Origin of the sequence: Bradyrhizobium sp. WSM2254, from assembly GCF_000472645.1 — a bacterium.
Taxonomy (GTDB): Bacteria; Pseudomonadota; Alphaproteobacteria; order Rhizobiales; family Xanthobacteraceae; genus Bradyrhizobium; species Bradyrhizobium niftali.
The window spans coordinates 1-24,531 of the sequence record NZ_AXAB01000066.1 but is presented as its reverse complement, the minus strand read 5'-3'; the positions used below and the strand labels follow the sequence as shown (position 1 = coordinate 24,531).

The 24,531-nt window shown below is 64.9% G+C and carries 28 protein-coding genes; 19 read left to right on the top strand and 9 right to left on the bottom strand.

Translation table 11 applies throughout. The annotated features are described in order from the left end of the window. Positions 1–227: 227 nt before the first annotated feature. The 4 genes from A3M7_RS0135335 (at position 228) to clpA (ending at position 4,478) form a co-directional block, all read left to right on the top strand. Complete coding sequence (locus tag A3M7_RS0135335) at positions 228–566, top strand: phasin family protein (protein WP_027548137.1); 339 nt, start codon at positions 228–230, stop codon at positions 564–566. Positions 567–689: 123 nt separating this feature from the next. Then, entirely contained in the window at positions 690–953 is a 264-nt protein-coding gene (locus A3M7_RS0135330; protein WP_156937073.1) for a hypothetical protein, read from the top strand. 490 nt (positions 954–1,443) lie between these two features. Then, on the top strand, positions 1,444–1,776 hold the full coding sequence (clpS, locus tag A3M7_RS0135325) for an ATP-dependent Clp protease adapter ClpS (protein ID WP_027548135.1): 333 nt from the start codon (positions 1,444–1,446) through the stop codon (positions 1,774–1,776). 293 nt (positions 1,777–2,069) lie between these two features. Further along, positions 2,070–4,478 carry an ATP-dependent Clp protease ATP-binding subunit ClpA gene (gene clpA / locus A3M7_RS0135320; protein WP_027548134.1) on the top strand — a complete coding sequence of 803 codons (2,409 nt, stop codon included), beginning with the start codon at positions 2,070–2,072 and terminating at the stop codon, positions 4,476–4,478. Positions 4,479–4,548: 70 nt separating this feature from the next. Here clpA and A3M7_RS0135315 read toward each other — a convergent pair whose 3' ends face one another. The 5 genes from A3M7_RS0135315 to A3M7_RS0135295 form a co-directional block, all read right to left on the bottom strand. Beyond that, a complete protein-coding gene (locus tag A3M7_RS0135315) occupies positions 4,549–5,007 on the bottom strand; it encodes a PEGA domain-containing protein (RefSeq protein ID WP_027548133.1) in 459 nt (152 codons plus the stop codon). 127 nt (positions 5,008–5,134) lie between these two features. Next, complete coding sequence (locus A3M7_RS45455) at positions 5,135–6,556, bottom strand: MFS transporter (protein ID WP_049823892.1); 1,422 nt, start codon at positions 6,554–6,556, stop codon at positions 5,135–5,137. A gap of 182 nt (positions 6,557–6,738) precedes the next feature. Further along, positions 6,739–7,764 carry an aldo/keto reductase gene (locus A3M7_RS0135305; RefSeq protein WP_027548132.1) on the bottom strand — a complete coding sequence of 342 codons (1,026 nt, stop codon included), beginning with the start codon at positions 7,762–7,764 and terminating at the stop codon, positions 6,739–6,741. 115 nt (positions 7,765–7,879) lie between these two features. Then, positions 7,880–8,116, bottom strand: a complete 237-nt coding sequence (locus A3M7_RS0135300; protein ID WP_027548131.1) for a hypothetical protein — start codon at positions 8,114–8,116, stop codon at positions 7,880–7,882. Between the two features lie 104 nt (positions 8,117–8,220). Further along, complete coding sequence (locus A3M7_RS0135295; RefSeq protein WP_027548130.1) at positions 8,221–9,177, bottom strand: helix-turn-helix domain-containing protein; 957 nt, start codon at positions 9,175–9,177, stop codon at positions 8,221–8,223. A 197-nt stretch (positions 9,178–9,374) separates the two neighbouring features. Between A3M7_RS0135295 and A3M7_RS0135290 the strand changes: the two genes are divergently transcribed. After that, positions 9,375–10,391: a carbon-nitrogen hydrolase family protein gene (locus tag A3M7_RS0135290; RefSeq protein ID WP_027548129.1), complete on the top strand. Its 1,017-nt coding sequence runs from the start codon at positions 9,375–9,377 to the stop codon at positions 10,389–10,391. 27 nt (positions 10,392–10,418) lie between these two features. Then, positions 10,419–11,459 (top strand): phenylacetaldoxime dehydratase family protein, encoded by a 1,041-nt coding sequence (locus A3M7_RS0135285; RefSeq protein WP_027548128.1) that lies wholly within the window; start codon positions 10,419–10,421, stop codon positions 11,457–11,459. Here the strand turns inward: A3M7_RS0135285 and A3M7_RS0135280 are convergent. Continuing rightward, entirely contained in the window at positions 11,456–12,094 is a 639-nt protein-coding gene (locus tag A3M7_RS0135280) for an HAD family hydrolase (protein WP_027548127.1), read from the bottom strand. The two genes, A3M7_RS0135285 and A3M7_RS0135280, sit on opposite strands and share 4 nt — an antisense overlap. Positions 12,095–12,395: 301 nt before the next feature. On the opposite strand from A3M7_RS0135280, the gene A3M7_RS0135270 reads away from it, so the two are divergent. From A3M7_RS0135270 to A3M7_RS0135235, 8 genes are all read left to right on the top strand, one after another. Further along, positions 12,396–12,590: a hypothetical protein gene (locus A3M7_RS0135270; RefSeq protein WP_027548126.1), complete on the top strand. Its 195-nt coding sequence runs from the start codon at positions 12,396–12,398 to the stop codon at positions 12,588–12,590. A gap of 86 nt (positions 12,591–12,676) precedes the next feature. Continuing rightward, a complete protein-coding gene (locus A3M7_RS0135265; RefSeq protein ID WP_245284390.1) occupies positions 12,677–12,925 on the top strand; it encodes a type VI secretion protein in 249 nt (82 codons plus the stop codon). A gap of 75 nt (positions 12,926–13,000) precedes the next feature. Then, positions 13,001–13,162 (top strand): hypothetical protein, encoded by a 162-nt coding sequence (locus tag A3M7_RS51410; RefSeq protein ID WP_371090239.1) that lies wholly within the window; start codon positions 13,001–13,003, stop codon positions 13,160–13,162. Positions 13,163–13,174: 12 nt separating this feature from the next. Continuing rightward, entirely contained in the window at positions 13,175–14,101 is a 927-nt protein-coding gene (locus A3M7_RS0135255) for a class I mannose-6-phosphate isomerase (RefSeq protein ID WP_027548124.1), read from the top strand. After that, complete coding sequence (locus A3M7_RS0135250; protein WP_027548123.1) at positions 14,098–16,383, top strand: glycosyltransferase family 4 protein; 2,286 nt, start codon at positions 14,098–14,100, stop codon at positions 16,381–16,383. Before A3M7_RS0135255 ends, A3M7_RS0135250 begins: the two co-directional genes overlap by 4 nt. A gap of 34 nt (positions 16,384–16,417) precedes the next feature. Next, positions 16,418–17,716, top strand: a complete 1,299-nt coding sequence (locus tag A3M7_RS0135245) for a glycoside hydrolase family 130 protein (protein WP_027548122.1) — start codon at positions 16,418–16,420, stop codon at positions 17,714–17,716. Positions 17,717–17,776: 60 nt separating this feature from the next. Then, on the top strand, positions 17,777–18,019 hold the full coding sequence (locus A3M7_RS0135240; RefSeq protein ID WP_027548121.1) for a hypothetical protein: 243 nt from the start codon (positions 17,777–17,779) through the stop codon (positions 18,017–18,019). Between the two features lie 44 nt (positions 18,020–18,063). After that, complete coding sequence (locus A3M7_RS0135235) at positions 18,064–18,264, top strand: hypothetical protein (RefSeq protein ID WP_027548120.1); 201 nt, start codon at positions 18,064–18,066, stop codon at positions 18,262–18,264. Between the two features lie 70 nt (positions 18,265–18,334). Here A3M7_RS0135235 and A3M7_RS0135230 read toward each other — a convergent pair whose 3' ends face one another. Beyond that, positions 18,335–19,351, bottom strand: coding sequence for a TRAP transporter substrate-binding protein (locus A3M7_RS0135230; RefSeq protein ID WP_027548119.1), 1,017 nt, complete (start codon positions 19,349–19,351; stop codon positions 18,335–18,337). A gap of 39 nt (positions 19,352–19,390) precedes the next feature. On the opposite strand from A3M7_RS0135230, the gene A3M7_RS0135225 reads away from it, so the two are divergent. From A3M7_RS0135225 to tsaA, 4 genes are all read left to right on the top strand, one after another. After that, positions 19,391–20,404, top strand: coding sequence for a lytic transglycosylase domain-containing protein (locus tag A3M7_RS0135225; protein ID WP_245284389.1), 1,014 nt, complete (start codon positions 19,391–19,393; stop codon positions 20,402–20,404). Positions 20,405–20,647: 243 nt separating this feature from the next. Continuing rightward, positions 20,648–21,388 carry an AzlC family ABC transporter permease gene (locus A3M7_RS0135220; protein WP_027548117.1) on the top strand — a complete coding sequence of 247 codons (741 nt, stop codon included), beginning with the start codon at positions 20,648–20,650 and terminating at the stop codon, positions 21,386–21,388. Continuing rightward, on the top strand, positions 21,385–21,735 hold the full coding sequence (locus A3M7_RS0135215) for an AzlD domain-containing protein (protein ID WP_027548116.1): 351 nt from the start codon (positions 21,385–21,387) through the stop codon (positions 21,733–21,735). Before A3M7_RS0135220 ends, A3M7_RS0135215 begins: the two co-directional genes overlap by 4 nt. A 32-nt stretch (positions 21,736–21,767) precedes the next feature. Continuing rightward, a complete protein-coding gene (gene tsaA, locus A3M7_RS0135210) occupies positions 21,768–22,259 on the top strand; it encodes a tRNA (N6-threonylcarbamoyladenosine(37)-N6)-methyltransferase TrmO (protein WP_027548115.1) in 492 nt (163 codons plus the stop codon). Between the two features lie 127 nt (positions 22,260–22,386). On the opposite strand, the gene A3M7_RS0135205 is transcribed toward tsaA, so the two are convergent. Then, the gene (locus tag A3M7_RS0135205) at positions 22,387–22,815 is read right to left on the bottom strand and encodes an HIT domain-containing protein (RefSeq protein ID WP_027548114.1); all 429 of its coding nucleotides are present in this window, start codon (positions 22,813–22,815) and stop codon (positions 22,387–22,389) included. A gap of 60 nt (positions 22,816–22,875) precedes the next feature. Continuing rightward, complete coding sequence (locus A3M7_RS0135200; RefSeq protein WP_027548113.1) at positions 22,876–24,132, bottom strand: GNAT family N-acetyltransferase; 1,257 nt, start codon at positions 24,130–24,132, stop codon at positions 22,876–22,878. Here A3M7_RS0135200 and A3M7_RS50310 point away from each other — a divergent pair. Next, positions 24,113–24,531: hypothetical protein (locus A3M7_RS50310; protein ID WP_210164305.1), on the top strand; the 419-nt coding region annotated here is incomplete at its 3' end. The two genes, A3M7_RS0135200 and A3M7_RS50310, sit on opposite strands and share 20 nt — an antisense overlap.

The window sequence follows — 24,531 nt, the reverse complement described above, 5'->3', positions numbered from 1 at the left end:
GCTTTTGACCGCTTGCGGAAGCTGAACACGTCCAGGGAATCAAAGTAGGGGTCCGCGGTTTCCAAAAGCTTAAGGAACCCTTGCGGGAAACCCCGGGAATCTCCACGGTTTGAATCTAATTTTTGTGCGTCGCACAAGATTCTTGACTTTTTTGTGCGTTGCACTATTTGTGGGCAATGTCAGGGAGCCGGGGCTTCCGGACGCGAGCCAGGGAAAAGGATTCCGAAATGTTCAAGGTTGAAGACTTTCAGAGCTACGGGAAAGAGCAGTTCGAGCAGTGCGTCGCCTCCGCGACCTCGGTGCAGCACGGCCTCCAGGCGATCGCCAGCGCCTATGGCGACTACACCAAGAAGTCGTTCGAAGACACCAAGTCCTTCGTCGAGAAGCTTTCCGGCGTGAAGTCGCTGGACAAGGCGATGGAAGCGCAGACCGACTTCGCCCGCTCCTCCTACGAGACGTTCGTTGCGGAATCGCAGAAGATCGCCGGCCTCTACAGCGATCTCGCCAAGCAGGCGTTCAAGCCGGTCGAGACCATCGTGTCGAAGTTCACCCCGGCCGCCAACTAACTTTTCCCGGACATCCTGGAAGCAAGAAGCCCGGCTGAACCAGCCGGGCTTTTTCGTTTGTCGCGACGGATCCGTCTCGACGCGCGGTCTGGTTTGCCGGTGTGACCAAGTAGAATTTGTAAGGTGTTGCGCGCGCAATATGGCAGCACGCCCGAGATCGCACTCGTCGGCGTGGTGTTCGTGGGATCAATGCTGGTGCTCGCGGTACAGGTGGCGGCGACGCTGTCCGTCGGCAGCGAGTTGGTGCCGGTGAACAGCACGTTGAAATGGGCCTGCGCCTTGGTGCTGATTGGTGATGGTGCCCGACGATCGAGCGCCGCCTGCATTGAGGAGCGGGCCTGTGTTCGGCGGCTGCAGGATGCGCGAGCTGTCGACCGACGCGGCTGACACAGGGCAGGGCAGGCGAGGCCGGCAATCCTCGAGATCTCCGATTTTGCCCGATTTCGCGTCACGCGATTGAACAGCAGGTACCGTAGAAGACCGGAGATGATCCCGCGCGAAACCGTCGCAGTCGCGTTAACGGCCGGGTTCCTGGTCACCATGTTCGAGACGGCGCCGCGGAAATTTTTGTCAAACCGGTCCGGATTGACTAACCTCGGTCAGGATCGCCCGGATCGGGAATCGGGACCGCGGCAGCCGGATCTTGCACGCTTGCGGCGAGCCGGGGGCAGACCCATATTCTCGCAATCGATCTGGTTTGGACCGGACCGGTTGGAAGCGGCGATCCCAAAACGCGGTGCGCCAGCGCGAAGCTCCGAAAGGCGGGGCCGCGCGGCGGGCCGTCACCGCTTCCGTGGGGAATTTGAACGCCTGAGCCATGCCGCAATTGACTTCCAGCCTCGACCTGCCTGCGGCCGCCGCCGCCCGCGCTCCCCGGATGAGCAACGACGAGAACCGTTCCGGCAGCCCGACGGGGCCGAACACCTCTGTCATCACCAAAGTCAAGCCGAAGACCAAGCGGCCGAACCTGTATCGCGTTCTGATCCTGAACGACGATTACACGCCGATGGAGTTCGTGGTCCACGTGCTGGAGAAGTTCTTCCAGAAGGACGTCGAGGCGGCGACCAAGATCATGCTGCACGTCCACCATCACGGCATCGGCGAGTGCGGCGTGTTCACCTACGAGATCGCCGAGACCAAGGTGACGCAGGTGATGGACTTCGCCCGCAAGCACCAGCATCCGCTGCAATGCGTGATGGAGAAGAAATAAGTCACCTCACGGCGCGTTCGTAGCCGGCTCTTGCTTGTGTATGTCGCAGTGGGACCGCCGCGTGGTGCCTGCGCGCGATGTCCGTTGCAGCCGGCAGAACTACGGAATTCTGAACCGGCGCCGATCCCGCCCAAATCGGAACGGGTTTTGCATCGAAAAATACCGCAGATGGCTAGCTGCCGAGTCGCGGAACCGGTCTTTCGCCGCGGTCTTGTATAACTATATGTGACAAAGGTTGTTGTTGCCTGACCGGGCGAGGACGATCATGATGGTGGGGGCCATAGAGGACGCGAATGCCGACTTTTTCCCAAAGCCTTGAACAATCCCTGCATCGTGCGCTGGCGATCGCAAACGAGCGTCATCACCAATACGCGACGCTCGAGCATCTCTTGCTCTCCCTGATCGACGACTCCGATGCAGCCGCCGTCATGCGCGCCTGTAGCGTCGATCTCGACAAGCTCCGTACGAGCCTCGTCAACTATCTTGAGACCGAATTCGAGAATCTGGTGACGGATGGCGCCGACGATGCCAAGCCGACCGCCGGTTTCCAGCGCGTGATCCAGCGCGCGGTGATCCACGTGCAATCCTCCGGTCGCGAAGAGGTGACCGGTGCCAACGTGCTGATCGCGATCTTCGCCGAGCGCGAGAGCCATGCCGCGTACTTCCTGCAAGAGCAGGACATGACGCGCTACGACGCGGTCAACTACATCAGCCACGGCATCGCCAAGCGGCCGGGCGTCTCCGAGGCGCGCCCCGTGCGCGGCGTCGACGAGGAGACCGAGACCAAGGGCAGCGACGACGCCAAGAAGAAGGGCGAAGCGCTCGAGACCTATTGCGTCAACCTCAACAAGAAGGCGCGCGACGGCAAGATCGATCCGGTGATCGGACGCAATTCCGAGATCAATCGCGCGATCCAGGTGCTGTGCCGCCGGCAGAAGAACAACCCGCTGTTCGTGGGCGAAGCCGGCGTCGGCAAGACCGCGATCGCGGAGGGCCTCGCCAAGCGCATCGTCGACAGCGAGGTGCCGGAGGTGCTGGCGGCTGCCACCGTGTTCTCGCTGGACATGGGCACGCTGCTCGCGGGCACGCGCTATCGCGGCGACTTCGAGGAGCGCCTGAAGCAGGTGCTCAAGGAGCTCGAGGCGCATCCCAACGCCATCCTGTTCATCGACGAGATCCACACCGTAATCGGTGCGGGCGCGACGTCGGGCGGGGCGATGGATGCCTCGAACCTGCTCAAGCCGGCGCTTGCCTCGGGCACGATCCGCTGCATGGGCTCGACCACCTACAAGGAATACCGCCAGCACTTCGAGAAGGACCGCGCACTGGTGCGGCGCTTCCAGAAGATCGACATCAACGAGCCGACGGTGGAGGACGCGATCGCGATCCTCAAGGGCCTCAAGCCGTATTTCGAGGACTACCACCGGCTGAAGTACACCAACGAGGCGATCGAGGCTGCGGTGCAGCTCTCCTCGCGCTACATCCATGACCGCAAGCTGCCCGACAAGGCGATCGACGTGATCGACGAATCCGGCGCGGCGCAGATGCTGGTTGCCGAGAACAAGCGCAAGAAGACCATCGGCATCAAGGAGATCGAGACCACGATCGCCTCGATGGCGCGGATCCCGCCGAAGAGCGTGTCGAAGGACGATGCCGAGGTGCTCAAGCATCTCGAGCAGACGTTGAAGCGCACCGTGTTCGGTCAGGACAAGGCGATCGAGTCGCTCGCCGCTTCGATCAAGCTGGCGCGTGCCGGCCTGCGCGAGCCGGAGAAGCCGATCGGCTGCTACCTGTTCTCGGGCCCGACCGGCGTCGGCAAGACCGAGGTCGCAAAGCAGCTCGCGGCGTCGCTCGGCGTCGAGCTGCTGCGCTTCGACATGTCCGAATACATGGAGCGGCACACCGTGTCGCGCCTGATCGGCGCGCCTCCCGGCTATGTCGGCTTCGACCAGGGCGGCCTGCTCACCGACGGCGTCGACCAGCATCCGCATTGCGTGGTGCTGCTTGACGAGATCGAGAAGGCGCATCCCGATCTCTACAACGTGCTGCTCCAGATCATGGATCACGGCCGGCTCACCGACCACAACGGCAAGCAGGTCAACTTCCGCAACGTGATCCTGATCATGACCACGAATGCGGGTGCTTCGGACCTGGCCAAGCAGGCGTTCGGCTTCACCCGCTCGAAGCGGGAAGGCGACGACCACGAGGCGATCAACCGGCAGTTCGCGCCGGAATTCCGCAACCGCCTCGATGCCATCGTCTCGTTCGGCCATCTCAGCGTCGAGGTGATCGGCACGGTGGTCGAGAAGTTCGTGCTCCAGCTCGAGGCGCAGCTCGGCGACCGCGACGTCACCATCGAGCTGTCCGAGCCCGCCAAGACCTGGCTGGTCCAGCACGGCTATGACGAGCAGATGGGCGCGCGGCCGATGGCCCGCGTGATCCAGGAGCACATCAAGAAGCCGCTGGCCGACGAGGTGCTGTTCGGCAAGCTCAAGAGCGGTGGCCACGTCCGCGTCGTCCTGGTCAAGGACGAGGCCGACGAGACCAAGGAGAAGATCGGCTTCGAGTTCGTCGAGGGCCCGGTCACGCCGAAGCAGGAAAAGCTGCCCGGCGCCCGCAAGCGTCCACCGGGCAAGCCCAAGCCGGGCGGCCCCGGCGGCTCGAAGGGGCCGACCTCCAAGGGGCCGCTGGTCAAGGCTTGATCGGCGCGTGATGAAATCGAAAAGGCCGGCTGAAATGCCGGCCTTTTTGTTTGTGTCGTAATGCGGGGTTTTAAGTGCCGGTGTCAGGCGCAGGTGCCGCAAGCGGCCGCGGTTTCTTCGGCGCGGGTGGCCGTGCGCGGGCAGGGGCGGACGGCTGCATCGTGACGATGACCGGATTCGGCTTGTGATCGGTTGCCGCGCCCGTCGCGGCATCGACCCCCATGCCGACGACCCCGCCCAGCAGAAGATTACCGGCAAAGCCGGCGGCGCCGCCGGTCTGGATGTCGCGGCTGAGCGGCACGATCTGCGGCTCGTAGCCTTCCTTCTGGAAGGTGATGGAGATGTCGGCGTTCCGCTTGACGACCACGGAGCAGGGCGTCGTGCAGGTGGTCGGAACCTCCATTCCGCTGACGACGGCTTCAACGCCTGAAGGTGTCGATGAGATGCTGATATTCTCGGTCGTCCCGCGCGTGACCGACGCGCAGCCGCCCAGCATGACGCTGAGCGCCACAATTCCAAATGATCGCATGAAATGCCCCTTGTCCCGCCGCCAGTGAAGCGCAACCAGAGCGCGAGGGCAATACGTCATTGGTCCAGATAGTTAAGCCACGCACCGGTTGTGTGGCGATGGGTCGAGAACCTGCGCGTGGCCGGTTCTATTCGCCGCGCAGGCGCTGGTCGTCCTGCACGCGGACATGCTCGGCGCCGCGCGCGCCTGCGGGCGAGAGCCGCAGCATGCTCAGCACCGCGCCGCAGAGCGCAAATCCGACGCCAGCGAGGAGCGCGACTCGGGTCCCGTCAACTGGATAGAGGCCGAGGAACAGCGCCACCAGCGCCGCGCCCGTGGTCTGGCCGAGCAGCCGCGCCGTGCCCAGCATGCCGCTGGCGCCGCCGGCGCGCTCGCGCGGGGCGGCGGCGATCATGGTGCGGTTGTTGGGGGTCTGGAACAGGCCGAAGCCGGCCCCGGCCAGCGCCATCCGCCAGATCACGTCGAGCGGCGTTGGCGCGGCGGGCAGGAGGGCGAGCGCGCCGAGCCCGCAGGCGAACAGCGTGAGCCCGATGCCGCCGAGCAGGCCAGCCGGATAATGTTCGACCAGGCGGCCGGCGAGGGGGGCTGCGAAGGCGAGGGCGATCGGCCACGGGGTGATCAGGAGGCCCATATGCACGGCGGAATAGCCGAAGCGGCTCTGGAGATAGAAGGGGATCGCGACGAAGGCCAGCATCTGCCCGCAGAACGATGCGATCGAGGTCGCGATCGACAGCGCGAAGACGGGGATGCGCAAGAGGTCGACCGGCAGCAGCGGCGAGGTCATGTGGGTTTCGCGATAGATCAGCAGCGCGCCGGCGACGATCGCGATTGCGAACTGGACGAGGCAGGTGAGCGCGGCCTCGCCATGACCGACGCTGTCGATCGCGGCAATGCCGACACCGAAGGTGATCGCGGACAGACCGGCGCTCTGCCAGTCGAAGGAATGGCTCGCGGGCTTGGTGTGCGGCAGGCTGCGCAGGCCCAGCACCAGCGTCACCGCGCCGAGCGGCACGTTGATGGCAAACAGCCAGGGCCAGCTCCCGACCGCGAGGATGCCGGCCGCGAGCGTCGGGCCGACCGCGGCCGAGAAGGCGACGACGAGCGCATTGAGCCCGATGCCGCGGCCGAGCAGGCTGCGCGGATAGGTGAAGCGCACCAGCGCCGCGTTGACGCTCATGATGCCGGCCGCGCCAAAGCCCTGGATGATGCGTGCGACCGTCAGCAGCGGCAGCGTATGCGCCAGCGCGCAGAAGGCGGACGCAAGCGTGAACAGCACGAGCCCGACCAGATAGACGCGGCGATAGCCGACGATCTCGCCGAGCGAGGCCAGCGGCAGCAGCGAGATGGTGATCGCGAGCTGGTAGCCGTTGACGATCCAGATCGAGAAGGCCGGGCTCGCGTCGAGGTCGGCCGCGATCGTCGGCAGCGCGACGTTGGCGATGGCGCTGTCCACCACCGCCATGATGATGCCGAGCGCAATGGTCAGGACCGCCTGGTTGCGCTGGGGCTGCGGCAGGCCGTCGGCATGCACTGTGGGGGCGGACGACATGATGAAGGCGCGCTTGATTCGAGCCGTGTTTCATCTCCGGATTAGGAAATTGCAGATTGGATCGCAACCCGGCAGGACACGGACAGTTCCTGTGCCGGAAGCAGGCCTTCCGGCACAGGAAAACGGGTCGGGACCGCTTCGCGAGGGCTCAGGGAGCCGAGCGGTCGGGCCGTTGGCCGTCTCTACACCGCCGGCGGATTGCGGTCGGTGAAGGTGGTGCGCTGGTGCCAGTAGGGATAGGGCAAGGTCACCTTGCTCGCGGCATCGAGCTTTGCGATCTGGTCCTTGGTCAATGTCCAGCCGACCGCGCCGAGATTTTCGCGCAGCTGCGTCTCGTTGCGCGCGCCAATGATCAGCGTCGAGACCGTCGGACGCTGGAGCAACCAGTTCAGCGCAATCTGCGAGACGCTCCTGCCCGTCTCCTTGGCGACCTCGTCGATGGCGTCGACGACGCGATAGACGTGCTCATCGGGCACGGGCGGTCCGAAATCGGCGGTCTTGGGCAGGCGGCTGACCTCGGGCTTCGGCTGGCCTCGCCGGATCTTTCCGGTGAGGCGTCCCCATCCGAGCGGCGACCAGACCACGGCGCCGAGCCCCTGGTCGAGGCCGAGCGGCATCAGCTCCCATTCGTAGTCGCGGCCGATCAATGAATAGTAGGTCTGATTGGCAACGTAGCGCGGGAAGCCATGCTTGTCGGCGACGGAGAGCGACTTCATCAGGTGCCAGCCTGAAAAGTTGGAGACGCCGACATAGCGGATCTTGCCGGCGCGCACGAGCACGTCGAGGGTTGCGAGCACCTCTTCAGGCGGGGTGAAGGCGTCGAAGCCATGGAGCTGGAACAGGTCGATGTAATCGGTGCCGAGCCGGGCGAGCGAGCCGTCGATGGCGGCGAGCAGATGCTGCCGAGACGAGCCGATGTCGTTGGGCCCGTCACCGAAACGGAACGTCGCCTTGGTCGAGATCAGCACCTTGTCGCGGCGGCCCTTGATGGCTTCGCCGAGAACGCGCTCGGACTCGCCGAGCGAATAGACGTCAGCGGTGTCGAACATCGACACACCGGCCTCGAGGCAAATATCCAGAAGCCGCCGCGCTTCGCTCGCATCGGTGGTGCCCCAAGCAGCGAGGCGGCCGACGCCTCCGAAGGTGCCGGTTCCAAGACTCAAAGCGGGCACCATGAGGCCGGATCGGCCCAAGCGTCGGTATTCCATCGATGTGCTCCTCGGCTGGCCGCGGATTGATCCGTGCGGCCTTGGCGTCGAAGTTAGCGCAAGCAGGCGCCTCGTCCTATCACGCGCTCACATACCGGCCTTGCTCTGGAACGCTCTAGTCGTGCCGAAGCATGTCATCGAACGCGGTATCGACGAGGCGCGGGCCGACGGTCTTCACGGGAGCCTGCCTCTCGATTGCTGCTGCGACTGAGGGCGTGCAGGCGAGCTCGACGTTGCGCGCCTGCCGCGGCAGGAGCGCAAGGCTCCAGCCCACCACGACCAGCGCGGCGAGCCGGATCGCGATCATGCCCAGCAACAGCTCCGATCCGCTTATCGTGGCGTGAGTCCTCATGTGAGCTAGCCTGATGCAGGCTGCCAACCAAGACAATCTGGAATTGCCGAGCGCTGCCTTCGCTCAGGACGAAGGCTTGCGATGATGGCTGACCGGAATGAACGTCAGTGCCGCAACTGGCTCTGCCTGAAGTCGCGCGGCGACATCCCGAAATGTTCGCGGAAGACGCGGCCGAAATGCGAGAGGTCGTTGAAGCCCCAGGCAAACGCGATCTCGCTGATGTGGCGGTGGGCGAGCATGGGCGAGGCGAGGTCGCGCCGGCATTGGGCAAGACGCTCGGCAAGCACATGGCGCTGGAACGACGTCTCCTCGTCGGCGAGGAGGTCGTTCACGTAGCGCGGCGAGATACCGAGCGCGGCCGCAGTCTCCGCCAGCGAAAGGTCGGGATCGGCGAGGTGCGCGCGGATGTGGGCCTTCAGCCGGTAGAGCAGGGCGGAGCGATGCGTCGAGGACGGCAGCGGCGTCTTGCCGAGCCGCTCGCTCAGCGCCATCGCCAGGAGATCGACGGCCTGCTCCGACAGGGCGGCGGAATTGTTCGGGGCGAGCCGGTCCGCGCTCTGGCACAGCCTGAAGATGAAGTCGTAGGCGAGCCGCTCGAGCGGCGCATCAGTGCCGAACGAGATCGCGGTCAGCGTCTCGGTGCCGCCGAGCCGTCGCTGCAACATCTCGCGCGGCACCTTGAAGATGGTCTGCGTGAAGCTGCCGTTGAACTTCAGCTCATAGGGACGCGTGGTGTCGTAGAGTGCGAACTCGCCGGGATGGATCACGGTCTCGCGGCCGTCCTGCACCACGCCGCCGTCGCCGCGATTGCCGAGTGCGATGAGAACAAAATCCTGGTCCGAGCGCGCGATGCGCGAGGGCGTGCGGAACACGTGCTGGCGATCGGAGCAGACGTCGGAGCACACGGCCTTGCCGAGCGTGGCCTGTGTGACCGAGCCGCGGAAGGCGCTGCCGAGATCGGACTTGCAGTCGAGCCCGACGAAGACGTCGCAGACGATGTCCTGCCAGAGGGCGAGCCGCCGGTAGCCGGGGCTGCCGTCCGTCGTGAACTGGATTGGCATCGGCAAGCCTCCCTTTCACATCCAGCAAAATCGCATGTCGGCGCAGATCCGGCCTGATCGCAGGCAAGTTCCGTACCGGGGCGGCGATCCCGCCCGGTCGAGTTTTTGTTCCGCCGTGGTCGAGCGCCCGGCCGCCCGGCTTGGCCAAATAGACTGCATCGGACGAGGTCTGCGATCAACCGGCAATGGAGGCGGCAATGGGCATCGAACATCCAAAGTACAAGGTGGCGGTGGTGCAGGCGGCGCCGGCCTGGCTCGACCTCGACGCCTCGATCGACAAGTCGATCGCGCTGATCCGGGAGGCCGCCGAGAAGGGCGCCAGGCTGATCGCGTTTCCGGAGGCCTTCATCCCCGGCTACCCCTGGCACATCTGGATGGACTCGCCGGCCTGGGCGATCGGCCGCGGCTTTGTGCAGCGCTATTTCGACAATTCGCTGTCCTATGACAGCCCGCAGGCCGAGCGCTTGCGCGATGCCGTGCGCAAGGCGAAGCTGACGGCGGTGGTCGGCCTGTCCGAGCGCGACGGCGGCAGCCTCTATCTCGCGCAATGGCTGATCGGCCCCGACGGCGAGACCATCGCAAAGCGCCGCAAGCTGCGGCCGACCCACGCCGAACGCACGGTCTATGGCGAGGGCGACGGCAGCGATCTCGCCGTGCACGCGAGGCCCGACATCGGCCGCATCGGCGCGCTGTGCTGCTGGGAGCACCTGCAGCCGCTGTCGAAATACGCGATGTACGCCCAGAACGAGCAGGTGCATGTCGCGGCCTGGCCGAGCTTCTCGCTCTACGATCCCTTCGCGCCGGCGCTCGGCGCCGAGGTGAACAACGCCGCTTCGCGTGTCTATGCCGTGGAGGGCTCCTGCTTCGTGCTCGCGCCTTGCGCGACGGTGTCGCAGGCGATGATCGACGAACTCTGCGACCGGCCCGACAAGCACGCGCTGCTGCACGTCGGCGGCGGCTTTGCCGCGATCTACGGCCCCGACGGCAGCCAGATCGGCGACAAGCTCGCGCCCGATCAGGAGGGCCTCCTGATTGCCGAGATCGACCTCGGCGCCATCGGCGTCGCCAAGAATGCGGCCGATCCCGCCGGGCACTATTCGCGGCCCGACGTCACGCGGCTGCTGCTCAACAAGAAGCGATACCAGCGCGTCGAGCAGTTCGCACTGCCGGTCGACACCGTCGAGCCCACGGACATCGCCGCGGCGGCGAGCTGACTGCAGGATCGAGGAGAGGGCACGACCATGGAATCCGCAATTCCTCTGCATCTTGAAACTCAGCGCACGCGCCACAAGCGCGTGCCGGACGATTACCAGCCGCCATATCCGTCTTTCGTGGCGCGCTACAAGCCCGCCGTCAGCCGCGTCGTGATGGTCTATTTCGGCGTCCAGTATCGCGGTGTGGCGCCGTCGGCTGCGACGGACGCGCTGACGGAGATCGCGGCTCTCTTCGCTGCGGAGAACGGTCCGCCGCATTGGGACCGTGCGCATTATGTCGACCAGCCCGGCTATGAGAACGTTGTCTCGGTCGCCTACTGGGACGACGTCGCACGCTTCGATGCCTGGTTCGCGCCGGCACGCGAGGCGTGGACGGGAAGGCAGCGGGAAGGTGTCGGCACCTTCATCGAGGGGCTGCGTCCCGCCGTGGCGCGGCACGAGACGCTGTTCTCCTCGCTCGACCGGCCCGAAGGTGTCGCCGTCATTGCAGAGGGCATGAGCGGCGAGGTGCAGGAGCACGCCTATTGGGGCGGCATGCGCGATCGCATCCCGCTGTCGCAGACCGACGCGATGGCACCCGGCGGGGTGCCCGAGCTGGTCCGCGATGGCGCGCGGCTGCGGGTGAAGGCGCACGACAATCTCTGCCTGATCCGGTCCGGGCAGGACTGGAGTGACACCGAGGCGTCGGAGCGAAAGCTCTATCTCGACGACGTCGAGCCGGTGCTGCGCGAGGGCATGGATTTTCTGCGTGACGACGGCCTCGGTATCGGCTGCTACGCCAATCGCTACATGAATGTGCTCGCTGCCGACGGCAGCGTGAGCGAAAAGTCCTACGGCCAGAGCTGGTGGAAGAGCCTTGCTGCGCTGGAACGCTGGGCAGAGTCACATCCGACCCACGTCAGGATCTTCGGCGCGGCGATGAAATACCTCTCGACGCTCGGGCCGTCAGCCAAACTGCGGCTCTACCACGAGGTTACCGTAGCGGCCGCGGACGAGCAGTTCTTCGAGTATCGAGGCTGTCACCCGAAAACGGGCATGCTGACCGCGGTGGAGACGGTCAGCGCCTAGGCCACACAATGGCCGAGCAAGTCCGGATGCGCGGCGCAGATGTGATGCGCGCCGGCGTCGCGCAGCTCCGCCTCGCTGCCGTAGCCGTAGAGCACGCCGATCGCGGTCATGCCGTTGGTTCGGGCGCCGACCACGTCATGGCTGCGGTCGCCGATCATGATCGCACTGGCGGGATCGACCCTTGCCTCGTCGAGCGCGTAGCGGAGCAGGTCGCGCTTGTCGACGCGCGTGCCGTCGAGCTCGGAGCCGAACACGCGCTCGAAATAAGGTTTCAGGCCGAAATGATCGACGATGCGGGTGGCGTAGACCGCGGGCTTGCTGGTGGCGACGAACATGCGCGGCGTCGTCGCGGCCAGCGTCGCCAAGGTGTCCATGATGCCGGCATAGGCCTCGTTTTCGAACAGGCCGATATCGGCAAAACGCTCACGATAGAGCAGCAGCGCCCGGTCGGCGAGCTCGTCGGTTCCCGTCAGCTTTTTCAGGCTGGCATGCAGCGGCGGCCCGATGCACCAGGTCAACTCGTCCTCACTCGGCACCGCGAGATCCAAGCGATCGAGCGCATATTGGATCGAGCGGGTGATCCCGGGCTTCGGGTTGGTCAGGGTGCCGTCGAGATCGAAATAGACTGTAACCATGCTGGCCGTGCCCGTGTTGATATTGCCGTCGGCTGCTTGACTAAACGACGCCGCGGGCCGAGGCAACGCCGCCCCGTCGATGTCGCGTACCGTTTTAAAGCTCGCTATTGGCGGGGCGTAAGCGTAGGGTCACGGGATCACCGCCCTTCCCATGGCATCCATCGGTGACTGAGGGTCACTAGCGCTCCCGCCGAACGAGGAGGAGCGCGCATGCCTCGCTTTAATCTGGCCGACTGGATCGTGCCGCCGGTGATCGTCCCGCTGTTTCTGTTGCTCCTGGTGGCCGCTGCGGCTTTTCTGCATGGATAGGACGCCGCTCCAATATCTAGTGAGCGCGCGCGATCAAAGCGGCTATGTGAGCCTGGGTCGCACCACAACGGCTGCCGCTTTGAAGAAGGCGAGGGAGTTGTTGCAGGAAGGCTATATCGACGTGCGGATATGCACGCCGCAAGGCCGGATTCTGCTCTCCGATGAGTTCGACCAGTTCGAGGCATGAGGTGACGCCTGCGGTTCGTCAAATGGCGCGCCCAGGTTCATCGCAAGAGAATGCCTCGTGTGAACGCCGCCCGGAAAGGTATCTGGATGAAAACGCTCCTTGTCGTATTGACGCTCGGCACATTCGCGCAAGGCGCTATCGCCGGTGAATCTGACTGCCACGCGATCGAAAGCACGAGCGGACGGCTCGCCTGTTACGACGCCGCGTTTCCTCCGAAGGTGAAGAAGCCCATTGCCGCGGAAAACGACCTATCTCGGGCCCCATACAAGGATCCATTCATAGCGGAAGAGGCCCGAACCGCGGCGAAACTGAAGAATATCTGTCGCGGTTGTTGAGGCTTGTCACCAGACAGCGCGGGCGTGGCAGCGGGCGGACGGCGTGAACCAGCGCCATTACCAGGAGGATCTGCCATGTCACATACACAATTTGGCTTCCATGATGGGCGACCCAGCATGGTCGCGCATCGCGTCGGCGAGGTTCTGGTCTCGGACATCGGGGAAAGCGCCGAGACCCTGAATCTCAGTGGGCTCGTGCGCGAGCCGTTGCCGCCGGCATTCCATCGGCCGGCTTGAGCCGGACAGGAGATGACCATCGAGCATGCCTCCGTAGAGATCGCCCGCAAACCCTGGGGCCGCGTCGATCTGCGTCCCTGGAGCAGCATCGACACTTCCTCTGATCCGGTCGGCGAATTGTGGTTTGGGCGTATGGACGAGCGTGCGGCCAGCCCGGCACTCCTGCTGAAGCTGCTGTTCACCAGCCAGCCCTTGTCGATCCAGGTTCACCCGAATGACGAATTCGCGCATGCCATCGGCTTGCCGAACGGGAAGACCGAGGCGTGGTACATCCTATCGGCGCCGCTGGGCGCGCGGGTTGCGCTGGGGCTGAAGCGGATTCTCACGCCGCAGGCGTTGCGCGCGGCGATCAGGGACGGCTCGATTGCGGGCCATGTGCAATGGCGTCCTGTCGCGCAAGGCGACGTCATCCTCGTTCCCGGCGGCACGATCCACGCCATCGGCGCCAATATCGTGCTTGCCGAGATTCAGCAGCGCAGCGATACGACATTCCGCCTGTTCGATTTTGGCCGGCAGCGCGAGCTGCATGAGGACAGCGCCGTAGCCGCCTCCGATGCCGGGCCGCCGCCAACGCAATTGCCTCCGCGGCGCCTCACCGATGTTCGTACGGTTCTCATCGCGAGTCCGCCTTTCGTGCTTGAGCGGATCGATCTCCAGGCCAATTCGCATTGGGAGCTCGATACCGATCGGGAAGCCTGGCTCCTCGTGATCGACGGGATGGGGCGCGTCGGACGGGCGAATGCGACCGTCGGAGAGGCCATCTTCATCGAAGCCGATCGTGCCGGCATCGACGTTGACGCGAGCGGGATGAGCATCCTGCTCGCCTATCCGGGACCGGATCCAATTGCATCCCTGCTGCAGGATTGCACGGGACGGACGACAAATTCCGCCGCCGCCCAGGCGCCGACATCAAACGAAATCATCGAGGTACCGACATGACGCCGCTCCACCGTATCGCCGTCATCGGCAACTCGCTGCCGCGCCGATGCGGAATTGCAACCTTCACGACCGACCTGCAGAAGGCGATCTCGATGTCGCGCGCGGATCTGGAGACCAGCATCGTGGCGATGACCGATCCCGGTCAGGCCTATGACTATCCTCCGGCGGTCGCCTTCCAGATCAAGGAAGGCCATATCGACGACTACATGCGCGCGGCGGATTTCCTCAATGCCGGCCAGTTCGATATCGTGTGCCTCCAGCACGAATTCGGGATTTTCGGCGGTGAGGCCGGGGCCCATATCCTGGTGCTGTTGTCGCGCCTCACCATGCCGGTCGTGACGACGTTCCATACGGTGCTGGCCAGTCCGACGGTGAAGCAACGCGCCGTCGTGGAGCGTATCGTCGATGCGTCGTCGAAGGTCGTCGTGATGGCCAACAAGGGCCGGGAGCTGTTGCGTGACGTCTACCTGGTGCCGGACGACAAGATCGAGGTGATTGCGCACGGCATTCCCGATGTCGCCTTCGTCGGGTCCGATGCAGCGAAGGCCAGGCTCGGATTTGCGGGAAAGTCGGTCATTCTGACCTTCGGCCTGCTATCACCCAACAAGGGCATCGAGGTCATGATCGACGCCATGCCGTCGATCCTGAAGCGCTGCGCGGACGCAGTGTACGTCGTGCTCGGCGCAACGCACCCGAATCTTGTTCGAAACCAGGGCGAGGCCTATCGCGAGGGCTTGATGGCGCGGGTGCGTGAACTTGGCATCCACGATCACGTGGTGTTCCTCGATCGGTTCGTCGATCTGGCCACGTTGCTCGAATTCATCTCGATGTGCGACGTCTATGTCACGCCCTATCTCAACGAGGCCCAGATGACGTCGGGGACCCTGGCCTACAGCTTTGGACTGGGGAAGCCGGTGGTTTCGACGCCTTACTGGCACGCCCGCGAGCTGCTCACTGAGGGATGCGGAGTTCTGGTGCCGTTCGGCAATGCCGCCGCGATCGGCGGCGAGATCGCAAAATTGCTCACCGACGACGTGCGACGGCAGGCGATGTCCCGGCGCGCCTATGCCGCGAGCCGAATGATGACGTGGGAATGCACGGCCGAGCGTTACATGTCGGTCTTCGAGACGGCACGGCAAGGTCACCGGCCCAAGGTGTTTGCGCGCTCCGACATGGGCTCGCCGGGACTGCGCGGCCCTGCGCCGCCGGATATGCAGATCGGCCACTTCCTGTCGATGTGCGACGATGTCGGCCTGTTCCAGCATGCGGTGCATTCGGTGCCCGATCGTGCGCACGGCTATTGCGTCGACGACAATGCCCGAGCGTTGCTGCTGGCCTGCGCCCTCAACAATCCGGGCGAGCAGCCTCTGTCGGAGGTCCTGACGGCCCGCTTTGCTGCCTTCGTGCAGCACGCGTGGAACCCCGACACCGGGCAATTTCGCAACTTCATGGGCTTCAATCGCACCTGGCTTGAAGACAGGGGCTCCGAAGACAGTCACGGGCGAACGCTATGGGCCCTGGGTGAGACGGCGCGCACGGACGCGAGCCCGGCGCGGCGCCAGTGGGCTGCAGCCTTGTTCGCGCAGGCATTGTCGATCGCGGAGAGCTTTCGCTCGCCCCGCGCGTGGGCCTTCATGCTGCTGGGTCTGGACGCATACTGCGCCGTGGCGCCGGACGATCTTCACGCCAGGGAGGTCCGGCATTCCCTCGCCGACAGGTTGATGTCCTGTCTGGCGTCGGTGGAGACGCCGGACTGGGTGTGGTTCGAGGAAGGGCTGGCCTATGACAATGCGCGATTGCCGCAGGCCCTGATGCTCACGGGCATGGCGACGCAAACGCCTCAATATCTCGATGCCGGATTGAGGTCGCTGCGCTGGCTCATGACGCAACAAACGACTGCGGCAGGTCAATTCCGGCCGGTCGGCACCGCCGGCTTCGGCGAGCAGCGGCAACATCCCCGTGCCTTCGATCAGCAGCCGGTGGAAGCAACGGCGACGATTGCGGCCTGCCTCACGGCGTGGCGTGCGGATGGCGATGCCGAATGGAAAGCCATGGCAACGCGGGCCTTCGCCTGGTTTCTCGGCAGCAATGATCTCTCGGTGGCGCTGGTCGATCCGCTCACCGGCAGCTGCCGCGATGGCTTGCACCCCGATCGCGCCAACGAAAACCGCGGGGGCGAGTCGGTGGTTTGCTATCTCCTCGGCCTTGCCGAGATGCGCCAGCTTGCACGCATCACCACGAGCCTGACGAGGCCCATAGCGTTGCGCGCCGTGGGCGCCTGAACTTTACCTTCTCACCTAGCGAGCCGAGGATACCGTGTCTCAATCTTCTTTCTTGAACCGGCAGGGGCTTCATCTGCGTCCCGATCCAGCGCGGGTCATCGTGCGGCCGTTCAAGCCGGCGACTGAACCGCGCGATCTCAACCCGACCGACAAGATGCGCGCAAATCATATCGTCGAGCGGGTTCTCGCACTCAATTCGGAGGCCGTTGCGGCCCAGCTCGCGGACGTCCTTGACAATTTCGAGGGCCGACATCGCAACCTCCTGGAGACGTTCGAGGCCCGCGCCGACGATATGGAGGATGCTTTCGCAACGCATGGCGCCTTCTCGAAAACCCAGCGACAGCTGATCGGCGCCTATTTTCTCAGTGAGTATTCGTTCGAGGCCTCAGCCTTGTTCAATCCGAGCATCGTGCCGCACCCTGATCAATCCGGTGCGCCCGAAGGGGGCAAACGCTTCATCATCAGTCTCCGGGCCATCGGCGAAGGGCACGTGTCGTCACTGACGTTTCGAACCGGAACGATCGCGGCCGACGGGAGCCTGGCCGTCGATCCGACGGCGCGCCTTGCCTCGCTCCCGCGGATCAGCCATCGCGCATCCGGCCCGGACGGCGACCGGGTCGAGCTGACGTTCAGGTCCGAGGAAGATCTCAGCGAGCGTGTCATCTTTCCCGTGACCGAATCCCAGTCGAACGGCATCGAGGATGCGCGCTTTGTCCAATTCAGCGACGGCGATCGCAAGACCTATTACGCGACCTACACGGCCTACAGCGGGCGGGCGATCCGGTCCGAATTGATCGAGACCAGCGATTTCATGTCGTTTCGACTGACGTCTTTGCGGGGGGCTGCGGCACACAACAAAGGCATGGCGCTGTTCCCGCGCAAGATCGGCGGCAGCTATGCCATGATCGCGCGGCAGGACAACGAGAACCTGTATCTGGTCTATTCGGACGATCTCTCCACATGGGAAGGCGGCCGGGCCCTTCTGAAACCGCAGTTTCCCTGGGAGTTCGTCCAGATCGGCAATTGCGGGTCGCCCATCGAACTCGATGAGGGCTGGCTGCTGCTGACGCATGGTGTCGGCCCCGTCCGCAAATATTCGATCGGTGCGGCGCTGCTCGACAAGCGCGACCCATCCAGGGTGCTCGCGCGTTCGAGCGAGCCGCTGTTGCGGCCTGAACCGTCCGAGCGCGAAGGGTATGTCCCCAACGTCGTCTATACCTGCGGTGCGATGAGGCACAATGACCAGATCATCCTGCCATATGCGGTGTCGGACACCTTCTCCAGTTTTGCAACGATCAGGATTTCCGCGCTCATGGAAGCGATGCGACGCTGAGTGCGGCGTTCGCAGTCGTTGACGTCAATTCCGTTTGCCAACAGGGTCAGAGGAGACGTCATGGTCCGCCAAACAACCTACGTCGTGCAGGCATTCAACGCCGGCAAGGGCGGGAATCTCAAGGCCGACTCTCCGATCGTCTGCAAATCGGAAAGCGGCGCGCTGCGAACGGCGGAGAGACTGGCCTTGAGCAAGCTCGGCGTCGTTGCGTTCTCGTCCAGCGGCGATGCCGAAATGGGTGACTATGACGATGAGCCAACGGTGTTTTTCCGGAAAGGCGAGCTTCCGGCGGGCTTCGACTGAAGTCCCCGATTGCGATCGAGAAGATATTTTATGGAGGAGCCTACATGAGCGAGCGACTTGAAACCCTGAAGAAGGCCCGCGATCGCATGATCGAGGACAGAGACGCGCATGCGAAAGTGCTGGCCGCTCCATTTGTGCGCGACACGGCCGAGCGGGCGCGCAACAAGTTCGTCGAGATTCAGGCGCTGATCGACGCCCTCGACCGCGCCATCGGCGGCGAAAGCCTGGTGCCGGTCAAGAACTGAAGCAGCGCAACGGGACATCAGCCGACATCTCGTCGGAGGGGAGCGGTCGCATGCCGTTGGCTGCGACCCCTTATTGCTGCCGTGCCCATTCGACGATCGCCGCCGCATCCGCGCCGGCCTGGGTCTCCCAGGCGGCGATCGCGTCCGTCGCGGCGTTGCGGAGTGCGGTGACGAGGGACGGCGGCGCGGGCTCGGCGATGTTGACGCCGTTGTCGCGCATGCGCGCATAGTTCTCGGCCGTGCGATGGGCCAGCAGCGCGAACTGGCTCTGCTCGGTCTCGGCCGCCGCGACCATCACCTCGCGCTGCATCGGCTCCGGCAGCGCGGCGAACGCCTCGCTGCGGACGAAGGCGATCGAGACCGGCATCGCATAGTTGATCGCCGTGAAATGCGGCAGGAAGTCCCAGAGCTTGCGTCCCGCGCCGCCGTCGCCGGAGGTGAGGAACGCATTCAACTGGTGCTCCTTCAATCCGGCGAGCGCTTTGTCCATCGGCAGGAACTGCGCATTGGCCCCGGCCGTGCGCATCACCGCGCTGGAATTGGCATCATAGGCCCGCAGGTTCAGCTTGGGCAGATCGTCGGTGCCTGCGAGCGCATGATCCGACCAGAGGCCCGTCGCCGGCCAGATCGTCAGATAGAGCAGCTTGAGACCGCGGGCGGCGAACGCCTTTTCGTAGAGTGGACGTGCCCGCGCATTGGTGGCGCGGGCGACGTCGACCGATTGCACCAGGAAGGGCAGGGTCGAAAGCCCGAGCACCGGGTCGAGGCCGGACAGCGCGCCCGCAAAGGCATCGCCGCCCGCGATCCGGCCGTCCAGCGCAGCGCGCGGCATCTCGCCCGAGTTGATCTTGAGCTCGTTGTCGAAGGCATTGGCCACGGTCACGAAACCGTTTGTGCGTGCCGCCACCCGAGCGGCGAAAGTGGTGAGGCCGATCCCGGAAATGTTGTTTTGCGGATATTCCGTGGTCATCCGCCAGCTGACCTGCGCCAGGGCCGGCGCGGCGGACATGACCAGGGCGGCAAGGGCAAGGATCGCGCGGATCCGCCTGGAGGGGGAGCGCATTGGGAGAAGCAGGGCAGGCAGCATATATTGGCAACTCGTCGAACCATGGCACGATGCCACAACATGGCGGATCATCTTCTCGCATGCCGCGCCGGCGTGCGCCACGGCGATGCTTGGGCAGGGTTGGCGCGAATTGCATCACTCGCCGTTGCCGCACTGCTGGCCTCTGCGACAGAGGCCGCGGCATGGGACAGCTCGCCCGCGCGGACCAACGTCGCGGTGCCGAGCGTCGAGGAACTGGCGATGCCGCCGCAGAAGCCGGCGGATGCGCGCGAGAGCGACACGCGGGAATCGATCTGCCTGATCGTCGAGGCGGCCGCGAGGGATGCCAATCTGCCGCTGGAATTCTTTGCCCGTGTGATCTGGCAGGAGAGCCGCTTCCAGGCCGATGCGGTGGGGCCGATGACACGCAGCGGCGAGCACGCGCAGGGGATCGCGCAGTTCATGCCGGGGACTGCAAGCGAGCGCGGGCTGCTCAATCCTTTCAACCCGGTTCAGGCCTTGCCGAAGTCCGCCGAATTCCTCAACGAGTTGCGCAACCAGTTCGGTAATCTCGGACTTGCGGCAGCCGCCTACAATGCCGGACCGCGCCGGGTGCAGGAATGGCTGGCCGGCACCGGTCCGATGCCGGAGCAGACCCGCAATTACGTCTATGCCATCACCGGTGCGACGGTGGAGGCCTGGGCGAAGGCCGGCAGCACTGGCAAGGGCCCGCCGAGCGCGCCGCCGACGAGCTGCCGCGATCTCATGGCCCTGTTGAAGCGCGCGCCGAATCCGTTCGTCGCCGAGCTCGAGCAGCATGTAGAGCTGGCCGCCGCGAAGATCTGGGGCGTGCAGCTCGCCGCCGGCTTCGACCGCAACAGGGCATTGGCGATGTATTCCCGCGCCGTCACGCGGCTGAGCGCAGTGATCGGCGAGCGCGATCCGAGCCTGCTGAGTTCGGTGATGCGCAGCCGCGGCACGCGCGCGTTCTACCAGGTGCGCATCGGCGCGGATACGCGTAGCGAGGCGGATGATCTCTGCAATCGCATCCGCAAGGCTGGCGGCGCCTGCTTCGTGCTGAAGAACCGGGTGTGAGCGGGTAGGGGCAACTCTCTCCCGCCGTCATTCCGGGGCGCGACGAAGTCGCGAACCCGGAATCCATCAAGCGGCAATCTCTGTGGCTCAATGGATTCCGGGCTCGCGCCCAAGAGGGCGCGCCCCGGAATGACAGCGTGGGTGTTGGCCGCGCGCATGCCAGCCCCGCCGCGCCCTTCCTTGACGCGGCCGCGCGCGTTGCCCGTTATGCGGTCACGATTCTTCATTCAGGCCGGCCGTCCCGTGGCGCTTCCTCCGCTCGATTCACCTCAATGGCAAAGTCCCTGGCGCGCCTTTGCGTGGGGGCTGCGCTCGATCACGCAGACGATCCTCACCATCGTGTTGTTCGTGACCTATCTCGGCATCGGCGCGCTCGCCCACGACAGCCATTTCAGCCTGCTCTGGGCGCTCTGCTCGACGCTGTTCGTCTGGGCGGGCCCCGCGCAGATCATCCTGATCACGACGCTCGGCTCGGGCGCGACCGTGATCCAGTCGGCGATCGCGGTAACGGTCAGTGCGATCCGCCTGTTTCCGATGGTGGTCTCGGTGCTGCCGCTGATGCGCACGCCGACGACGAAACGGCGTGAGCTGGTCTTCGCCGCGCATCTCACCGCGGTGACGCTCTGGGTCGAATGCCACCGCTTCCTGCCACAGGTGCCGCGCGAGCGGCGCATCGCCTTCGTCCACGGGCTCGGCTGCGGTCTCGTCTCGGTATGCCTCACCGCCAACACGGTCGGCTATTTCCTCGCCGCCAACCTGACGCAGACGCTTGGCGCCGCGATCCTGCTGCTGACGCCGCTGTCCTTCCTGTTCTCGACCGCGCGCAACAGCCGTGAGGTCGCCGACGTGGTCGCGCTGTCGCTCGGGATTCTGCTCTATCCGCTGGCGGCGAAGATGAACTCCGGCCTCGACATCCTCGTCAGCGGCGTGGTGGCCGGCTCGATCGCCTACGGCGTGCATTGGTGGCGGGAGGTGCGCGCATGAGCTTCGCACAGCTCATCGGCGACTGGCATGCGCTCGCAGTCCTGTTCGTCGCCGGCGTCGTGCCCAACCAGATCTGGCGCATGCTCGGCCTGTGGTTCGGCGGCGGTATCGACGAGGGTTCCGAGCTGCTGGTCTGGGTGAGGGCGGTTGCCACCGCCATCCTGGCCGGCGTCATCGCCCAGATCGTGGTCGAGCCGCCGGGCGCATTGGCAAGCGTGCCGGATGTCCTGCGCTACGGCGCGGTCGGTGCCGGCCTGGTCGTCTTCCTGCTGACGCGCCGCTCGATTTTTGCAGGCGTGGTCGCCGGCGAAGTCTTCATGCTGGCCGGCAAGTGGTGGTTGGGCTAAAACCGCCGGCGAACAGCTAAGGAACTGGAAATATGGTTCGCGAAAACGAGCTCCGCGAGGGCGAGATCGCCATCGAGCTGCCGCCCGCGGAGGATGCCGGTCTCGTCTTCATTGGCCGTATCCGCACGCCCTGGACGTCGCGGCTGGAGACGCCGCGGCAGGGGCGGCACGACGGCCCGATCTGCCGCCTCGAGATCTTCGAGCCGTTCGTGCCGGCCATCAAGGGCGTCGATTTCTACAGCAATCTCGAAGTGCTCTACTGGCTCGACAAGTCGCGCCGCGACATCGTCCTGCAAAGCCCGAAGAACAACGAGAAGACCCGCGGCACCTTCTCGCTGCGCTCGCCGGTCAGGCCGAACCCGATCGGCACCTCGATCGTCAAGCTGGTCGGCATCGAGGGCAATGCCATTCTGGTGCGCGGGCTCGACTGCCTCGACAACACGCCGCTGATCGACATCAAGCCCGACCGCTGCGAGTTCACGCCACTGGCCGCGCCGCAAGCCGGGGATTTCCAGACGGAGTAATTTCCTCCGTCATTCCGGGGCGCGCCTCTTGGCGCGAGCCCGGAATCCATCGGGCGACAGAGATGGTGGTGGAATGGATTCCGGGCTCGACGCTTCGCGTCGCCCCGGAATGACAGCGTGGAAACGATCAGCCCGCCTTCAGCGCCGCGATCAGCCTGGTCGCATTCTCTTCCAGCACCTTGACGTCTTCCTTGCGGCTCGCGGGCGGCAGCATTTGCACGCCGTCGTGGCGCGGCAAGACGTGCATGTGCAGGTGAAATACCACCTGACCTCCGGCCGGTTCGTTGAACTGCTGCACGGTGATGCCGTCGGCCTTGAACGCCTTCATCGCGGCTGCGGCGATCTTGTGCGCGCCGCGGGCGACAAGGGCGTAGTCGTCGGGCTTGATGTCGAGGATGTTGCGGGCAGGGGCCTTCGGGATCACCAGCGTATGGCCCGGCACGCGCGGCATGATGTCGAGGAAGGCGAAGACGTGCTCGTCCTCATAGACCTTGTGGCAGGGAAACTCGCCGCGCAGGATCTTTGCGAAGATGTTGTTGGGGTCGTAGGCGGTCATGGCAGCTCCTCGGCGGCTCCTCGGAATTTTGCGCTTACTGTCACCAGCCGCATAGAACCGTCAAGGCGCCTCGTCGGCGCCTTTCCGGAACGGGCCGAGTTCGGCGAGCTCCCGCCCGGCCTCGGCGACATAGGCGCGCTCGCGCTTGAGATAGTCGTCGATGGCGCGGCGCAGGCCCGGATCGGCGATGAAGTGGGCGGAATAGGTCGTCTTCGGCAGGTAGCCGCGCGCGATCTTGTGCTCGCCTTGCGCGCCGGCCTCGACGTGTGTGAGGCCGCGCGTGATCGCGAAGTCGATCGCCTGATAGTAGCAGACCTCGAAATGCAGGAACGGATGATGCTCGACCGCGCCCCAGTTGCGGCCGAACAGCGTGTCCGAGCCGATGAAGTTGATCGCGCCCGCAATCCAGCGCTCGTTGCGGCGGGCCATCACCAGCAGCACATCCTCGCTCATGGTCTCGCCGATCAGCGAGAAGAACGCGCGCGTCAGATACGGGCGGCCCCATTTGCGCGAGCCGGTCTCCATGTAGAATTCGAAGAAGGCGTCCCAGGCTTCCTCGGTAATGTCTTTTCCGGTGAGCCAGTGGATGGTGACGCCGGACGCGAGCGCGTCGCGGCGTTCGCGCTTGATCGACTTGCGGTGGCGCGAGTTCAGGGTGGCGAGGAAATCGTCGAAGCTCGCAAACCCATCGTTGTGCCAGTGGAACTGCTGGTCGGTGCGCTGGAGGAAGCCGTGCCCGGCGAGCAGCTTCCACTCCGCCTCCCGCGCGAAGGTGACGTGCACCGAGGAAGCCTTGCTGACGCCGCACAGCGCCACCAGCCCGCTCGCCAGCGCCTCCGTGATGCGCTCGCGGTCGACACCGTCGCGGACCAGCAGCCGTGGACCCGTGGCCGGCGTGAAGGGAACCGAGACCTGAAGCTTCGGATAATAGCGCCCGCCGGCCCGCTCATAGGCGTCAGCCCAGCCGCGGTCGAAGACGTATTCGCCTTGCGAATGCGATTTCAGATAGCAGGGCACGACGCCGGCGACGCGGCCGTCGATCTTGGCGACGAGATGCCGGGGTCCCCATCCGGTGCGGATGGTCGCCGAACCCGATTTCTCGACGGCGGCGAGAAACGCGTGCGAGACGAATGGGTTATAGGCAGGCTTTAAGAGACCGGCCGAATCGCCTGGGAGCCCGGATGAGGATCCCTTGCCATGCCCGTTGCAAACCTTTTCGATAAGAGCCTTGCCGGGATTTGCGCAGGCGTCCCAATCTTCGGGCGACACTTCGCCAATGGACGGTACGGCCTCGAGCGTGATTTCGGATGATGCCATCGCGTCCAAGATCGTGCATTGCAGCAGCGACTTCAAGAGGGCGGGAACTGGTTGCTGGGAATGCGATGCCCACGGCTGTGCGCGCAACTCTATCCCCGAGTCGTCCTGGCGAAAGCGAGGAGGTGGATTCACACTCGAAGTGCAACAGTTGAGAGGAGAAGGCCTCTGCCGGGGTTCTGAAGTCAAGGCATTTGCGCGGGGTGTTGTTGTAGGTGGCAACGGACTGGCGGAAGCGCTTGGTTGGGAGCTTTTCGAGGTCGGTCTTTCGGGGGATGAAGCGGCGCAAGCGGCCGATGGCGTTCTCGATGCCGCCCTTTTGCCACGGCGCGTGGGGGTCGCAGAAGAAGGTCTTCATCAAGAGGCTCTGCAAGGAAAGGTGGGCGGCGAACTCGGTGCCGT

Coding starts and splice junctions, on each gene's coding strand:
- clpA (WP_027548134.1), top strand. CDS start 2,070: ATGCCGACTTTTTCCCAAAGCCTTGAACAATCCCTGCATCGTGCGCTG.
- A3M7_RS0135230 (WP_027548119.1), bottom strand. CDS start 19,351: ATGCTGCCTGCCCTGCTTCTCCCAATGCGCTCCCCCTCCAGGCGGATC.
- A3M7_RS0135200 (WP_027548113.1), bottom strand. CDS start 24,132: ATGGCATCATCCGAAATCACGCTCGAGGCCGTACCGTCCATTGGCGAA.
- A3M7_RS0135335 (WP_027548137.1), top strand. CDS start 228: ATGTTCAAGGTTGAAGACTTTCAGAGCTACGGGAAAGAGCAGTTCGAG.
- A3M7_RS0135315 (WP_027548133.1), bottom strand. CDS start 5,007: ATGCGATCATTTGGAATTGTGGCGCTCAGCGTCATGCTGGGCGGCTGC.
- tsaA (WP_027548115.1), top strand. CDS start 21,768: ATGGTTCGCGAAAACGAGCTCCGCGAGGGCGAGATCGCCATCGAGCTG.
- A3M7_RS0135225 (WP_245284389.1), top strand. CDS start 19,391: ATGGCGGATCATCTTCTCGCATGCCGCGCCGGCGTGCGCCACGGCGAT.
- A3M7_RS0135205 (WP_027548114.1), bottom strand. CDS start 22,815: ATGACCGCCTACGACCCCAACAACATCTTCGCAAAGATCCTGCGCGGC.
- A3M7_RS45455 (WP_049823892.1), bottom strand. CDS start 6,556: ATGTCGTCCGCCCCCACAGTGCATGCCGACGGCCTGCCGCAGCCCCAG.
- clpS (WP_027548135.1), top strand. CDS start 1,444: ATGAGCAACGACGAGAACCGTTCCGGCAGCCCGACGGGGCCGAACACC.
- A3M7_RS0135285 (WP_027548128.1), top strand. CDS start 10,419: ATGGAATCCGCAATTCCTCTGCATCTTGAAACTCAGCGCACGCGCCAC.
- A3M7_RS0135270 (WP_027548126.1), top strand. CDS start 12,396: ATGGATAGGACGCCGCTCCAATATCTAGTGAGCGCGCGCGATCAAAGC.
- A3M7_RS0135305 (WP_027548132.1), bottom strand. CDS start 7,764: ATGGAATACCGACGCTTGGGCCGATCCGGCCTCATGGTGCCCGCTTTG.
- A3M7_RS0135215 (WP_027548116.1), top strand. CDS start 21,385: ATGAGCTTCGCACAGCTCATCGGCGACTGGCATGCGCTCGCAGTCCTG.
- A3M7_RS0135300 (WP_027548131.1), bottom strand. CDS start 8,116: ATGAGGACTCACGCCACGATAAGCGGATCGGAGCTGTTGCTGGGCATG.
- A3M7_RS0135235 (WP_027548120.1), top strand. CDS start 18,064: ATGAGCGAGCGACTTGAAACCCTGAAGAAGGCCCGCGATCGCATGATC.
- A3M7_RS0135280 (WP_027548127.1), bottom strand. CDS start 12,094: ATGGTTACAGTCTATTTCGATCTCGACGGCACCCTGACCAACCCGAAG.
- A3M7_RS0135240 (WP_027548121.1), top strand. CDS start 17,777: ATGGTCCGCCAAACAACCTACGTCGTGCAGGCATTCAACGCCGGCAAG.
- A3M7_RS0135295 (WP_027548130.1), bottom strand. CDS start 9,177: ATGCCAATCCAGTTCACGACGGACGGCAGCCCCGGCTACCGGCGGCTC.
- A3M7_RS51410 (WP_371090239.1), top strand. CDS start 13,001: ATGTCACATACACAATTTGGCTTCCATGATGGGCGACCCAGCATGGTC.
- A3M7_RS0135250 (WP_027548123.1), top strand. CDS start 14,098: ATGACGCCGCTCCACCGTATCGCCGTCATCGGCAACTCGCTGCCGCGC.
- A3M7_RS0135255 (WP_027548124.1), top strand. CDS start 13,175: ATGACCATCGAGCATGCCTCCGTAGAGATCGCCCGCAAACCCTGGGGC.
- A3M7_RS0135265 (WP_245284390.1), top strand. CDS start 12,677: ATGAAAACGCTCCTTGTCGTATTGACGCTCGGCACATTCGCGCAAGGC.
- A3M7_RS0135290 (WP_027548129.1), top strand. CDS start 9,375: ATGGGCATCGAACATCCAAAGTACAAGGTGGCGGTGGTGCAGGCGGCG.